A 13,853-nucleotide genomic window follows, 5' to 3' on the forward strand; every position below is an offset into this window, starting at 1 on the left:
TAGATAATTGTATTTTCGCCCTCTGAAAAAAATTAAACACAAATAAAAATGGCAGTTTTATCTAAAATTAGACAACGTTCATTCTTCCTAATTATTATCATTGCTTTAGCATTGTTTTCATTTGTATTAGCAGATGTTATTCAAAGCGGAACATTTAGCTCTGATGCTAACAATGTAGGTTCTGTTAATGGAACAGATATTGATGCGCAACAATTTATGCAAAATGTTGCAATGATTGAAAAACAAGGACAAGGTACTACTTCAACACAAGCTCTTAACAGTGCATGGGATCAAGAAGTTAGAAGAATTATCCTTACTGAAGAATTTGAAAAATTAGGCTTAAAAGTTGGTAGCGAACAATTAATCAACGTTATCAAGCAAAATCCTAACTTAGCTCAAAATCCTCAATTTTTAAATGCTGCTGGACAATTTGACGAAAACAAATTTAAAGAGTCTTTAAAAGGAATCAAAAATGCTCCAGACCAAACACAATGGTTACAATGGAAAGAATTTGAAAAAAACATTGAAAGATATGCTGTTGAACAAATGTACAACACGATGATCAAATCTGGTGTGTACACAACAAAAGCTGAAGGAAAATTCCAATATAAATTAGAAAACGATAAAGCAAACTTTGATTATGTAACAGTAGCTTTTTCAACTGTAAACGACGATCAAGTTAAAGTTACTGATGCTGAGATTATCGATTTTATGAAAAAATCTCCAAAAAAATACAAGTCAGACAACACTACAAGCGTTGATTTTGTATTGGTAGAGAACAAACCTTCTAAAGAAGACGAGCAAGCTATGTTATCTTCTATTGGTGATGTTAAAGTGAAATTTGACTCTGTTGCTAATGTAGGTGAATTTGTTAATGCTAATTCAGATATTAAATTTGACTCTACTTATGTAACTAAAAAAGATTTACCTATTGATTATCAAGAACAATTATTCAACTTACCAGTTGGTGGTGTTTTTGGACCATATGTTTTCAACGGACACCAATGTATTTCTAGAATGATTGCTAAAAAAGGCAATGCAAGTGCAAAAGCAAGTCACATTTTATTAGCTTACAAAGGAGCTCCTCAATCTACTGCTACAAGAACAAAAGAAGAAGCTCAAGCTTTAGCTAATGATTTATTAGCACAAGTAAAAGCTAACCCAGGAAACTTTGTTATGTTAGCAATGGCTAACTCAGACGATCCAGGATCTAAAAACAATGGTGGTGAGTATGACAACATTACTCCTGGACAAATGGTTCCTCAATTTAATGATTATGTATTCAATAATCCTGTTGGTTCTATTGGTGTAGTTGAAACTGATTTTGGTTTTCACGTAATCAAAGTAACGGCTAAATATGATGCTGTTTTAATGGGAACAGTTGCTCAAAAAATTCAACCTTCTGAAGCTACAATTGATGCAATTTACACTAAAGCAAGTCAATTAGAAGCAGATGCTAATGAGAATAAAGATTTTGCTGCTATTGCTAAAAAAGCAGGATTTGAAGTAGTACCAGCTACAAATTTAAAAGGATCAGATGAATACGTTCAAGGTATAGGTTCTCAAAGAGAAATTGTAAGATGGTCTTTCAATAAAGATACAGAAATTGGAGATGTTAGACGTTTTGAAGTTCCTCAAGGTTTTGTTATTGCAAAATTAAAAGATAGAAACGAAAGTGGTTTATTACCAATTGATATTGCAAAACTACAAGTAGAACCAATCATCAAAAATCAGAAAAAAGCTGAAATTATCAAGAAAAAAATGAGTGGTAGTTCTTTAGAGGCAGTTGCAAAAGCTTCTGGCGCTTCTGTTCAAATTGCAGCTGGAGTTTCTTTAAAAGCACCAGTAATTCCAAATATTGGGAATGAGCCTAAAGTTGTTGGTAAAGCATTTGGTTTAACTCCTGGAAAAACTTCTGAAATTATCGAAGGTACATCAGGAATGTTCATGGTAAGAGCTAAAGCTGTAACTAAAGCTCCAGAAGTTCCAAGTTATGAAACTTACATTACTCAAGACAGATCACAAAATAGATCTTATGCTATCTCAATGTCTTATATTGCATTAAAAGATAAAGCAGAAATTAAAGATAACAGAGCAAACTTCTAAGAAGTTACGCTTCAAAAACAAAAGGCTATCCGAAAATCGTGATAGCCTTTTTTATTTAATTTGTTTTATAACATAGGTCACAATTCCCCAAATTATAAACTCATTATGCGGTTCTATTTGAATTGGAGCATAATTTGGATTCTCAGGCATTAAAAAAATAGCTTCTTCTGTTTTCTTAATTCGTTTTACGGTAAACTCGCCATCGATAAAACAAACTGAAACGGCATTATTTCTTGATTCTAGACTCCTGTCGATCACTAAAATATCACCATCATCAATCCCTGCCCCTATCATAGAATTTCCACTTGCTTTAGCATAAAAGGTTGCTTCCTTGTTTTTAATCAACAAATGATCTAAACTTACCTTAGATTCTTCAAAATCGGCTGCAGGCGAAGGAAATCCTGCTTTAATTTCGCTCGAAATAAATGAAGTTTCCATCGGATTATCAAAATCGGGAACAAAGAAAGTTATTTTTGGATTTACTTGCATTTTACTTCTAGTAATTCGTTAAAATTCGTAGTATATCGATTGGATAAATGATTCTGTTTCATTTTCCAAGTGCGTTTTAAATCTTGTGAAGCTAATCGAAGTTTACGTTCGCCAGTTTTCGCCTGAACCGCATCCATAACTTCCATAAGTTTTTGGTACTTTGGATTCTCTTCGTCAAAAAGTTTAAATTGACGTTGCGAAGAAGGCACAATTTCCGTAACAATAACACCAGCTTTTTTATAAGCAGTTCCTTCTTGATACAAATCTTTTAACATAGAAATCGCTATCTGACTAATTGAAAAAGACGTATTGGACGAAAAAGGCAGCGTTTGCATGCGATAAAAACTATACTTTTCACCATTAGCATTAAATGGATCTTTTCGCAAATACAAAATAACCGCATTACAACACGAATTTTGCTTGCGTAACTTCTCAGAACAAACACTTGCAAATGTAACCACGCGCTCTTTAAGTTCGTTGAAATCAGATATATCTTTCTCAAAACTTCTTGTAACCGCAATATTTTTTTTGGCTTTTGGTTCTTCCATTTCTAATACCGATTTTCCTTCTAATTCATATTTCAAGCGCATTCCAATCACTCCCATTTCTTTACGAATAAAAGCTTCGTTATGAGGAAGAGTAAAATCATAAGCCGTTTTAATATTTTTAGATTGCATTTTTTTAGTAAGACGAAAACCAATTCCCCAAACATCTTCAATTTTTGTCCATTTCAAGGCTTTGATTCTTTTCTCATCAGTATCAATTACATAAACACCTTGTGTTCTTTCGTGAAATTTCTTTGCAATGTGATTGGCAATTTTAGATAATGCTTTGGTAGGCGCAAAACCGATTCCTGTGGGAATACTTAACCATTTAATAATACGTTGTCGAATTTGCAATCCATACTCGTGATAATCGACTATATCTTGACCTAAAAAACTCAAAAAAGCTTCATCAATACTATACACCTCAACATTTGGAGTAAAATACTCAAGTGTTTTCATCACACGATGACTCAAATCGCCATACAAAGCATAATTAGAAGAAAAAACCTTTATATCATGTTGCTTAATCAAATCACGAACTTTAAACTCGGGCGCACCCATAGGAATTCCTAATGTTTTAGCTTCATTACTACGCGAAATAATACAACCATCATTATTAGACAAAACCACAACAGGTTTACCATTTAATTGAGGTTGAAAAACACGTTCACACGAAACGTAAAAATTATTACAATCGACTAAAGCATACATCTTGTAAAATTACTTTAACTTTTACAAAAAGAAAATGAGTCAATTGTTAATGTTAATAAATTATCGTTTCAAAGAAAAATGGGCTTTGAAAATTTGTTTTAATTGTAAATTTTGGGATAAACAATCCGTCTAAACTATCTGAGCATAAAAGCATATTTTTCTTTACATTTGACAAAAACAGATGACCATACCCTATGAACCAGTTGTTTTCGATTATAAAATAAATATTCATTTAATTCTTGAATATTTGGCTTTTTTTATTGCATTTAGATACTACCTTTTTTTAAGAAAGCAAACAAAAGACACTATTCCAAACTCAAACAGACTTTCAATAATATTAGGCGCTGCGTTGGGAGCCTTCTTAGGATCACGAGTAATTGGCTTCTTAGAAAATCCAATATATCCTACAGATATTAGTTCATTTATTACTGTTTTAAACACAAAAACAATAATGGGCGGTTTGTTTGGAGGCTTATTGGGAGTTGAACTGGCGAAAAAAATTATTGGCGAAAAACAATCTTCGGGCGATTTATTCGTTTTCCCAATTATTGTTGGGATTTTTATTGGACGAATTGGTTGCTTTTTATCTGGAATAAACGAATTTACCTATGGAAAAGTGACAAATTTATTCGTTGGAATGGATTTAGGTGATGGTTTAAAAAGACATCCTATTGCGCTTTATGAATTACTATTTCTCATTTCCTTATTTGCATTTTTGTGGAAAACGAAACTAAAAAATATAAAAAACGGCTTACTGTTTAAATATTTTATGATTAGCTATTTTTCCTTCCGATTTTGCATCGAATTTTTAAAACCAAATACCTTTTATATTTTAGGCTTAAGTTCTATTCAGATTTTATGTCTAATTTGTTATCTTTATTATTATAAAACCATTTTAAATTTATTCAAAAATGCCCGTTAGAAATTACACTTATTACGACTATACTTTAAGCCTTTGTCCAGAATGTCTAAAGCGAATTGACGCAAAAATTGTTTTTGAAAACGATAAGGTATATATGCTAAAGCGATGCCCCGAGCATGGAAAGTCTAAAGTTTTAATCGCAGACGACATTCCGTATTATAAAAACATAAGAAATTATAATAAACCTTCGGAAACTCCTTATAAATTTAATACCAAAACCGATTATGGTTGTCCGTATGATTGTGGATTATGTCCAGATCATGAGCAACATTCTTGTTTGACAGTAATCGAAGTAACCGATAGATGTAATTTAACTTGCCCTACTTGCTACGCAGGCTCATCTCCAACTTATGGCAGACATCGGACATTAGATGAAATAAAAACAATGTTAGACACCATAGTTATAAATGAAAAAGAGCCTGATGTTGTTCAAATTAGTGGTGGAGAACCAACTATTCATCCCGATTTTTTTGCAATTTTAGATTATGCAAAATCACTTCCTATTCGACATTTAATGCTAAATACAAACGGCATCAAAATAGCAAAAGACAAAGAATTTGCAAAAAAATTGAAAGGTTATGCGCCAGATTTTGAAATTTACCTACAGTTTGATTCTTTCGAGAATAGTGTTTTACAAGAATTAAGAGGTGCCGATTTGAATGAAATTAGGAAACAAGCTATTGAAAATTTGAATGAACTTAATCTTTCAACAACATTAGTAGTTACTTTACAAAAAGGATTAAATGACAACGAAATTGGGAAAATAATTGAATTTGCGTTACAACAAAAATGTGTTAGAGGAGTAACTTTTCAACCAACACAAATTGCCGGAAGATTAGACAACTTCAACCCAGAAACAGACAGAATGACTTTAACAGAAGTTAGAAGAAAAATATTGGAACAAACAACCATTTTTAATCCTGATGATTTACTGCCTGTACCTTGTAATCCAGATGCTTTAGTTATGGGGTATGCATTAAAATTAGACAATGAAGTATTTCCTTTAACACGTTACATTAATCCAAATGATTTATTAGACAATAGTAAAAACACTATTATTTACGAACAAGATAATGTACTTCAAGAAAAAATGATTGAATTATTTAGCACTGGAAATTCTGTAGAAGTTGCAGAAGAAAATTTAAAATCAATCATGTGTTGTTTACCAAATATTGACGCACCAAATTTAGGATATGACAATTTGTTTAGAATCATCATTATGCAATTTATTGATGCTTATAATTTTGATGTTAGGGCAATAAAAAAATCATGCGTTCATATTGTTAATAAGGACAATAAAATAATTCCTTTTGAAACAATGAATTTATTTTATAGAGATGACAAATCAGTACAATTAGAAAAACTTCGCAATGAAATTAAATTTTAAAATATGAAAGCATTAGAAATAGGAAATCTAAATGGTATATTTATTCTAATCATAATAATAATGATTGGCCCACCAATATTGTTAACTTTAATTGGATTTGGCGTAAAAAAAAGCAACCCTAATGCTGCAAAAGTATTATTCATTTTAGCAGCTGTATATTTATTGGTTGGCTTAGGAATATGTGGAAGTTTAATGATTTAATTTTATCGTTTCAAAGAAAAATGGGCTTTGAAAATTTGTTTGGTTGTACCGTTCTGTGGCAAATATTCCACCGTAAACCAATAGTCCGTAGAAGGCAGTTTTTCACCATTATAAATTCCATCCCAACCTGAACTAGCTGGCGACATTTGTTTTAAGAATTTTCCGTAACGATCAAAAATATTAATCACTGCATCGGGCTGATGACTTAAATCCCAAATATTCCAATTATCATTAGTACCATCTGCATTTGGTGTAAAGTAATTTGGATAATTGATGATGTAAATAGGACCAATAATTGTTGGATTACAATCTCCTAAAACATCATAAATATTTACATAGTATTCGCCTGTAGGCAAATTAGCAAATACATTACTCGATTGATACTCAGTTACGCTTCCATCAGGATAAACTAATTGATATAGATAATCCCCAAATCCACCAGTTAAATTTACAGTAATAAACGTGTTGTTTTCGAACGGAGTACTCACAGTAAAATCAGCAACAGCAGGACTCGATTGTACAATAGTTACTGTTGTTGTAGCGTAATTACAATTCGCTCCCACATCAGGTGTAAGTTTGATAAATTCAACCGTATAAACTCCAGCTTGCGAAGCAGTATAGCTAGGCCCTGTTCCCATTAGCGTACCATTTAAAAACCAATTAACAGTAAAAAATGCTGGACTTAATCCAGAATTCATAGTAAATGTTCGTAATACATCACCTGTTTGAGAATCCACACAGATAATTCCGCCTTGAATCGTAATATTTAAAAGAGGATGAACTATGAATGTAAACGAAATTTCGTCATTACAATTTGGATTACCAATGGCTGAAGCATGTACATAATACGTATAAGTTCCTGGAGTTGTGATGTTCAAATTCGTAATTAAATCAGCCGTATTTCCACCTGGTTGCGAATAATAATTAATATTGTAAGTTGTTGTTGGCAACGTTGGTAATACATAAGTTCCACATTCTTCATTGTCAAAGACCAATCCTAAAGCAGCTAAATTTGGCGTTTCAGAAACTATTATATCAAAACTATCTTCTTCTGTACAAGTAGTTCTAACATCGGCATTCACCGCATAAACATAGATAGTTGTTGTTGTATTTGGCGTATTAAAAACGGTTCCTGGTGGTACAGGATTTATTCCATTAGGATCATAAAAATATCCAATGGTATAATTAAAAGGTGTTGGTGCTATATGTGTTAAGGCTGGTAATTGATAATTTTCAAATTCACACACATTTACGTTTGGATAATCCGGTAAATTAATTCCATTATAAGTAATTGTAAAAGGACGATTAATTTCGCAACCTGTAGTAGTATCAATATTATACAAATAGAAAGTTTGGGTAGTATCAAAAACTTGTGTAGAAGAAACAATAGTTCCTCCTCCACTTGGTCCACCAGGCGCAGTGTAAATTGTTCCGTTAACTGGTGCTGAAATAGTGTAAGGATTACATTCGGTTCTACCAATAACATTATCAGCAGGAGGAAACGGATTCAAAGAAATAGTAAAACTTGATTCGTTTTGACAACCATTAGTATCAACACCATTGTAAATATAATAGGTTCCAGGAGATAAATTCACACCTGATAAATCAATCCTATCACCAGCATTTAACTGTACTTGTCCTGGAGTTGTAGGTCCACCAGACAAAGTATAATAAGTTCCATTTACTAAAACAGGCAAAACAAACTCTCCGCAATAAGTTCCACTAGTAATTACATCCACTAAAGGTAACGGATGAATTGTGATATTATAATTCAAGTTAGAAGTACAATTTGGTAAAGTTGTAGTGTTGACAAAATAGTAAACCACTTGTGAAGAAGTAATGTTCAAATCTATAATTTGAGTTCCTCCTCCGTTTGGAGCTGTGTAATATCCTCCAAAAGGAACTGACGGCAATGTATAAACGCCACAACCTGAAGTTACAGTAAAAACAGTCGTATCTACCAAATCAATTCTGAAATCATTTTGAAGCGAACAGTTTCCTGGCGTTCCCGAACTAGTGGTATGAGCCAATTGATTAAAAACATAATAAACACCCGGAAAATTTGGCCCATTAACACTTATCATATCGCCTGCGAACAAAGGAGTTCCTGTTCCATTAGGCCCTGAAAAATAGTTGCCATTTGTTATCGCTGGTAAAATATAATTATCACAACTCACAACATCAGCAGGATCATCAACTAATGGCACTGGATGAATATAAAAGACAAATTGTTCATCTCTACAAAGCACCCCATTTATTTCGGCATAATAATATAATGTTTCTGTGAAAGATGCTGCTGTAGTATTCAAATATTCTGTTCCAACCGGAACAACAACTCCTGTGCCTGTAGGCCCTCCTGGCTGTGTATAAAAATTACCAATTCCTTGTGGAGGTGTTGGCACTACAAATCGTCCACAATGATCTAATTGTGGAGTATATTCATCAATTAAAGTCAGATTAAAACTTTCTTCATTTGTACAACCATTAGCATCAGGTCCTGCAAAAATGTAATATGTTCCTCCATCTACTAAAATATCTCCAATATTAAACTGTACTTGTCCAGGTGTTGTTGGTCCACCTGGCAATAGATAATAAACTCCATTTACAATAGTTGGCAACGTAAATTGACTACATTCTATTGGATCTGGAATATCATCAACTATAGGAAGTGGATTTACCGTTATCGTAACCGTAGTAACATCAAAACAACTTGGATTCGAATTATCTTGGATTCGAATTCCAACAGTAACTGAAGTAGTTCCATTGGGAATTGAAACTGAAGTTATAGGATTTATACCAGAAGAAGCGTCACCTAAAGAATTATGATACGTAACCGTGTAATTTACTGGCGATTGTCCATTTAAAACTTCATTTGTTGTAGTATTTGTAAAAGCATAATTCGTATTACCTTGTCCTTCACAAACCGATATTGGATTAGGTGGAGTTGCAACAGCGGCATTATTAACAATCAAATCAAAAGGATATTCAGCATCACAAAAATTACCTGAAATGGTATTGAATATTTTAATGTAAATTGTTTGACCACCAGTACTCGGATAAGAAGTTAAATTCGCACTAGGAATTGGATTATTCGCTACAATATCGGCTGGAGATTCGTAATAAAAAACATCGTAAATGGCAGTATCAATTCCTAAAGCTAATTCATTATTTGTTGCTAAATCGAAATTATAAGACGCTGCGCCAGTGTTACAAGTTAATAAATCAGACGGATTTGTAACTGCTAAATCAGTAAATACAATAGTGTCTGTAATTGTACAAGTTCCTCTTACAGCTTCAACTGTGTAAGTTCCTGCATGAGTTACTGTATAGGTTGAATTCGTTTCACCTGAAATAGGATTACCGTTTTCGTACCAAGTATAAGTAAAAGTAGTATCTAAATTAGTATTTAGTTGAACTGTATCGCCTGTACAAATAATTTGATCTAGCCCCAAATCTAAAGTCGTAGTAAAACTTCCTGCAGCAATAAAAACAGCCGAATCAAAACCTGAGTTGGCATAATCACCAATTACTAATCTTATTTTGTAAGGCGTATTAGGAGTTACAGCTGATGAAGCATTCATAACTACAGTTTGTCCTCTCATATTTAATGCCGATGTCGGATTCGCTACATTGTACGTTCCAAAAAAACTAGGATTTACAGAAGCGCAATTATTGTTTGGACTAGAAGGATCATTGTAAAAACTATTTCTGATTGTTGTTACCGAAACTGGCGTACTAGTACCCGGAATGACAGCTAAATTTGTTGAAACTCCCGTAGACAAATCGGTTAAAACAAAAGCAAAAACATCACTGAATTCACATTGATAAAAACCATACTCATTAGAAGCAAACAAAAAATTAAAGCTAAAACTATTAGAAAGCGGAATAAAATCAAATTCTAAATATTCTGCATTTACAATTGGGCTTATTCCTCCATTATTATCACTTAAAGTTTGTAAGAAAGCATCACCAGAAGCAGTTACCGAACTACTCAAATTTGCACCTGTATACTGACCTTGTGTAAAAGCAGCTACACCATTTCTAATCATTATTCCTTCAGAAATTGGAAAAGACGAACCATTTTGATTAAAATAAGCAACAGCTTGAGTTGATGAAACCGAGATATTAGAAACTTCAACACATGAATTTCCTAATAACAAATCGACTAATTGTGCTGGTGAATTTGTAGTATTATCAACAGTTATTCCTTGTGAAAACAAACAAGTTGAATATAAAAGGGCGAATATAAAAAGTAAGTTTTTCAAGATTTATGGGGGATTTAAATCATTGACATAAATATAACTAAAAAAGAAAAACCAACTATTATTAAATGCAAAAAAGTTTGAATATCAAACAATATTCAAACTTTTTGTTAATTATTTAAACTATTTCTAATCGTTCAGCTTCAAAACAGCCATAAATGCTTCTTGAGGAATTTCTACGTTTCCTACTTGACGCATACGTTTTTTACCTTTCTTCTGTTTTTCTAAAAGTTTACGTTTACGTGAGATATCTCCACCATAACATTTAGCAGTAACATCTTTTCTTAAAGCTTTGATAGTTTCACGAGCAATTACTTTTGCACCAATGGCAGCCTGAATAGGAATATCAAACTGTTGTCTTGGGATTAATTCTTTTAGCTTCTCACACATTTTTTTACCAATGTTATAAGCATTACTTTCGTGAATTAAAGCAGAAAGTGCATCTACTGGTTGCGCATTTAATAAGACATCTAAACGAACTAATTTTGATTCACGCATGCCTATTGGATGGTAATCAAAAGACGCATATCCTTTAGAAACTGTTTTTAATCTATCATAAAAATCGAATACGATTTCCGCTAACGGCATATCGAAATTCAGCTCAACACGCTCTGTTGTTAAATAAGTTTGATTTGTAATTAAACCACGTTTTTCAATACACAAACTCATTACGTTTCCTACGAAATCTGATTTTGTAATAATCGTAGCTTTGATATAAGGCTCTTCTACTCTGTCTAATTTTGAAGGTTCCGGTAAATCTGATGGATTGTTTACAATTAAGATAGTATCTGGTTCTTTTTTAGTGTACGCATGATACGAAACGTTAGGAACCGTTGTAATAACCGTCATATCGAACTCACGCTCTAAACGTTCTTGGATAATTTCCATGTGCAACATTCCTAAGAATCCACATCGGAAACCAAATCCTAACGCCGCCGAACTCTCAGCAGCAAATACCAACGAAGCATCATTCAACTGCAATTTCTCCATCGAAGCACGTAAATCTTCGTAATCTTCTGTATCTACAGGATAAATTCCAGCGAAAACCATTGGTTTTACATCTTCAAATCCTTGAATAGCATTTGTTGTAGGCTCTTTTGCATCGGTAATTGTATCTCCTACTTTTACTTCTTTTGCTTCTTTAATTCCAGAAACTAAGTAACCAACATCACCTGTCGAAATTACGCTTTTTGGAACTTGATTTAATTTCAATGTCCCAACTTCATCTGCATAATATTCGTTTCCGGTAGCCATGAATTTAATCTTCTGCCCTTTTTTGATTTCTCCGTTAAGTACACGGAAAATAACTTCAATTCCTCTAAAAGGATTGTAATGCGAATCGAAAATTAACGCTTGAAGCGGTTCATCTTTATCGCCTTTTGGTGCTGGAATTTTCTCAATAATAGCTGCCAAAATATTTTCAACACCAAAACCTGTTTTACCAGAAGCATGAATAATATCTTCTAATTTACATCCCAATAAATCGATAATATCATCACTAACCTCTTCAGGATTAGCACTTGGCAAATCTACTTTATTTAAAACTGGAATAATTTCCAAGTCGTTTTCTAACGCCAAATACAAATTTGAAATCGTTTGTGCTTGAATACTTTGCGCTGCATCCACAATCAACAAAGCTCCTTCACAAGCCGCAATTGAACGAGAAACCTCATACGAGAAATCCACGTGACCAGGAGTGTCAATTAAATTTAAAATATAATCTTCTCCTTTGTATTTGTACTCCATTTGAATGGCGTGACTTTTTATGGTAATCCCACGTTCGCGCTCTAAGTCCATGTTATCTAGTAACTGAGCTTTTTCTTCACGAGCCGTAACAGTTTGCGTAGCACCTAATAAACGGTCAGCCAACGTACTTTTTCCGTGGTCAATGTGTGCAATAATGCAGAAATTTCTAATGTGTTTCATTCTTCAAGTTCAATGTCAAGTTCAAATTTCAATAGCAATTCTTCCGAACAATTAATCTGCAAATATAAAGCAAAGTTTTGATTTATAAGGCTGAAACTTGAAACCTTAAACTTGAAACCAACAAAAATTTGTATTTTTGCAAAAAAATTGAAGCAAGATGCCTAAAATTGGTAACATCATACTACCCGATTTTCCTCTATTATTAGCCCCAATGGAAGACGTGAGCGACCCACCATTTCGTCGTTTATGCAAATTACATGGCGCTGATTTGATGTATTCTGAATTTATTTCTTCGGAAGGATTGATTCGTGATGCGATGAAAAGCAAACAAAAATTGGATATTTTCGATTACGAACGTCCAGTGGGAATTCAGATTTTTGGTGGCGATGAAGAAGCAATGGAAATGTCGTCACGAATTGTAGATGCCGTTCAACCAGATTTGGTGGATATCAATTTTGGATGTCCTGTAAAAAAAGTAGTTTGTAAAGGTGCTGGCGCTGGTGTTTTGAAAGATGTTGATTTGATGGTGCGTTTAACAAAAGCGGTTATCAAAGGAACGAATTTACCAGTAACGGTAAAAACGCGTTTGGGTTGGGACGAAAGTTCTATCAATATTGATGAAGTTGCGGAACGTTTGCAAGATATTGGCGTACAAGCTTTAACGGTTCATGCTAGAACGCGAGCACAGATGTATAAAGGACATTCCGATTGGAGTCATATTGAACGCGTAAAAAATAATCCAAGAATTACGATGCCGATTTTTGGAAATGGCGATATCGATTCTCCTGAAAAAGCATTGGAATACAAAAACAAATACGGTTTAGACGGTATGATGATTGGTCGTGCTGCGATTGGTTATCCTTGGATTTTTAATGAAATTAAACATTATTTCGCCACAGGAGAAAAATTAGCACCACCCAGCATGAACGACCGAATCGAAGCTGCAAGAAATCACTTAATTTGGAGTATCGAATGGAAAGGCGAACGCTTAGGTATTAACGAAATGCGTCGTCATTACACCAATTATTTCAAAGGCATTCACGGTTTTAAAGAATACAAACAAAAATTAGTTACTACAGACGGTATTAATCAATTATTGGATGTGTTTACGGAAATCGAAGCGTTTGCCGCCGGCAATTAACAGAGCAAGATTTAAAACAATCCTTACAGATAAATCAAACAATAACACAATATATTATTCACAGAATGAATAAAAAAATAACAAAAATCTTAACAATCCTTTTAGTTTCTACTTTTATTGCATGTGGTCAAACTACAGAATCTAATGATAAAGAAACAAAGCT

Annotated in this window: 9 protein-coding genes; 5 read left to right on the forward strand and 4 right to left on the reverse strand. The window is 33.3% G+C overall.

What is annotated here, in order from left to right; genetic code table 11:
- Positions 1–48: 48 nt before the first annotated feature.
- Positions 49–2,106 (forward strand): peptidylprolyl isomerase, encoded by a 2,058-nt coding sequence (locus L6Q46_RS00585; protein ID WP_111567382.1) that lies wholly within the window; start codon positions 49–51, stop codon positions 2,104–2,106.
- A gap of 51 nt (positions 2,107–2,157) precedes the next feature.
- Here L6Q46_RS00585 and umuD read toward each other — a convergent pair whose 3' ends face one another.
- Positions 2,158–2,595: a translesion error-prone DNA polymerase V autoproteolytic subunit gene (umuD, locus tag L6Q46_RS00590; RefSeq protein WP_291282658.1), complete on the reverse strand. Its 438-nt coding sequence runs from the start codon at positions 2,593–2,595 to the stop codon at positions 2,158–2,160.
- Positions 2,586–3,851, reverse strand: a complete 1,266-nt coding sequence (locus L6Q46_RS00595; RefSeq protein WP_291282659.1) for a Y-family DNA polymerase — start codon at positions 3,849–3,851, stop codon at positions 2,586–2,588. The genes umuD and L6Q46_RS00595 overlap by 10 nt, the downstream gene beginning before the upstream one ends.
- Before the next feature lie 181 nt (positions 3,852–4,032).
- Here L6Q46_RS00595 and L6Q46_RS00600 point away from each other — a divergent pair, with 181 nt between their 5' ends.
- From L6Q46_RS00600 to L6Q46_RS00610, 3 genes are read left to right on the forward strand one after another with little or no spacing between them, the layout of a single operon-like run.
- Positions 4,033–4,773 carry a prolipoprotein diacylglyceryl transferase family protein gene (locus L6Q46_RS00600; protein WP_291282660.1) on the forward strand — a complete coding sequence of 247 codons (741 nt, stop codon included), beginning with the start codon at positions 4,033–4,035 and terminating at the stop codon, positions 4,771–4,773.
- Positions 4,763–6,160, forward strand: a complete 1,398-nt coding sequence (locus L6Q46_RS00605) for a radical SAM protein (RefSeq protein ID WP_291282661.1) — start codon at positions 4,763–4,765, stop codon at positions 6,158–6,160. Before L6Q46_RS00600 ends, L6Q46_RS00605 begins: the two co-directional genes overlap by 11 nt.
- 3 nt (positions 6,161–6,163) lie before the next feature.
- Positions 6,164–6,361 (forward strand): hypothetical protein, encoded by a 198-nt coding sequence (locus L6Q46_RS00610; protein WP_111567387.1) that lies wholly within the window; start codon positions 6,164–6,166, stop codon positions 6,359–6,361.
- 2 nt (positions 6,362–6,363) lie between these two features.
- On the opposite strand, the gene L6Q46_RS00615 is transcribed toward L6Q46_RS00610, so the two are convergent.
- Positions 6,364–10,626 carry a T9SS type B sorting domain-containing protein gene (locus L6Q46_RS00615; RefSeq protein ID WP_291282662.1) on the reverse strand — a complete coding sequence of 1,421 codons (4,263 nt, stop codon included), beginning with the start codon at positions 10,624–10,626 and terminating at the stop codon, positions 6,364–6,366.
- Between the two features lie 126 nt (positions 10,627–10,752).
- A complete protein-coding gene (gene lepA, locus L6Q46_RS00620) occupies positions 10,753–12,549 on the reverse strand; it encodes a translation elongation factor 4 (protein ID WP_291263966.1) in 1,797 nt (598 codons plus the stop codon).
- Between the two features lie 157 nt (positions 12,550–12,706).
- Here lepA and dusB point away from each other — a divergent pair, with 157 nt between their 5' ends.
- Positions 12,707–13,690 (forward strand): tRNA dihydrouridine synthase DusB, encoded by a 984-nt coding sequence (gene dusB, locus L6Q46_RS00625; RefSeq protein WP_291282663.1) that lies wholly within the window; start codon positions 12,707–12,709, stop codon positions 13,688–13,690.
- Positions 13,691–13,853: the final 163 nt, after the last annotated feature.

This window comes from Flavobacterium sp. (genome assembly GCF_023151265.1).
Taxonomy (GTDB): Bacteria; Bacteroidota; Bacteroidia; order Flavobacteriales; family Flavobacteriaceae; genus Flavobacterium.

What these genes read in the sequence shown, in the direction of transcription:
- dusB (WP_291282663.1), top strand. Translation starts at nt 12,707, where the DNA reads ATGCCTAAAATTGGTAACATCATACTACCCGATTTTCCTCTATTATTA.
- lepA (WP_291263966.1), bottom strand. Translation starts at nt 12,549, where the DNA reads ATGAAACACATTAGAAATTTCTGCATTATTGCACACATTGACCACGGA.
- L6Q46_RS00600 (WP_291282660.1), top strand. Translation starts at nt 4,033, where the DNA reads ATGACCATACCCTATGAACCAGTTGTTTTCGATTATAAAATAAATATT.
- umuD (WP_291282658.1), bottom strand. Translation starts at nt 2,595, where the DNA reads ATGCAAGTAAATCCAAAAATAACTTTCTTTGTTCCCGATTTTGATAAT.
- L6Q46_RS00585 (WP_111567382.1), top strand. Translation starts at nt 49, where the DNA reads ATGGCAGTTTTATCTAAAATTAGACAACGTTCATTCTTCCTAATTATT.
- L6Q46_RS00605 (WP_291282661.1), top strand. Translation starts at nt 4,763, where the DNA reads ATGCCCGTTAGAAATTACACTTATTACGACTATACTTTAAGCCTTTGT.
- L6Q46_RS00610 (WP_111567387.1), top strand. Translation starts at nt 6,164, where the DNA reads ATGAAAGCATTAGAAATAGGAAATCTAAATGGTATATTTATTCTAATC.
- L6Q46_RS00595 (WP_291282659.1), bottom strand. Translation starts at nt 3,851, where the DNA reads ATGTATGCTTTAGTCGATTGTAATAATTTTTACGTTTCGTGTGAACGT.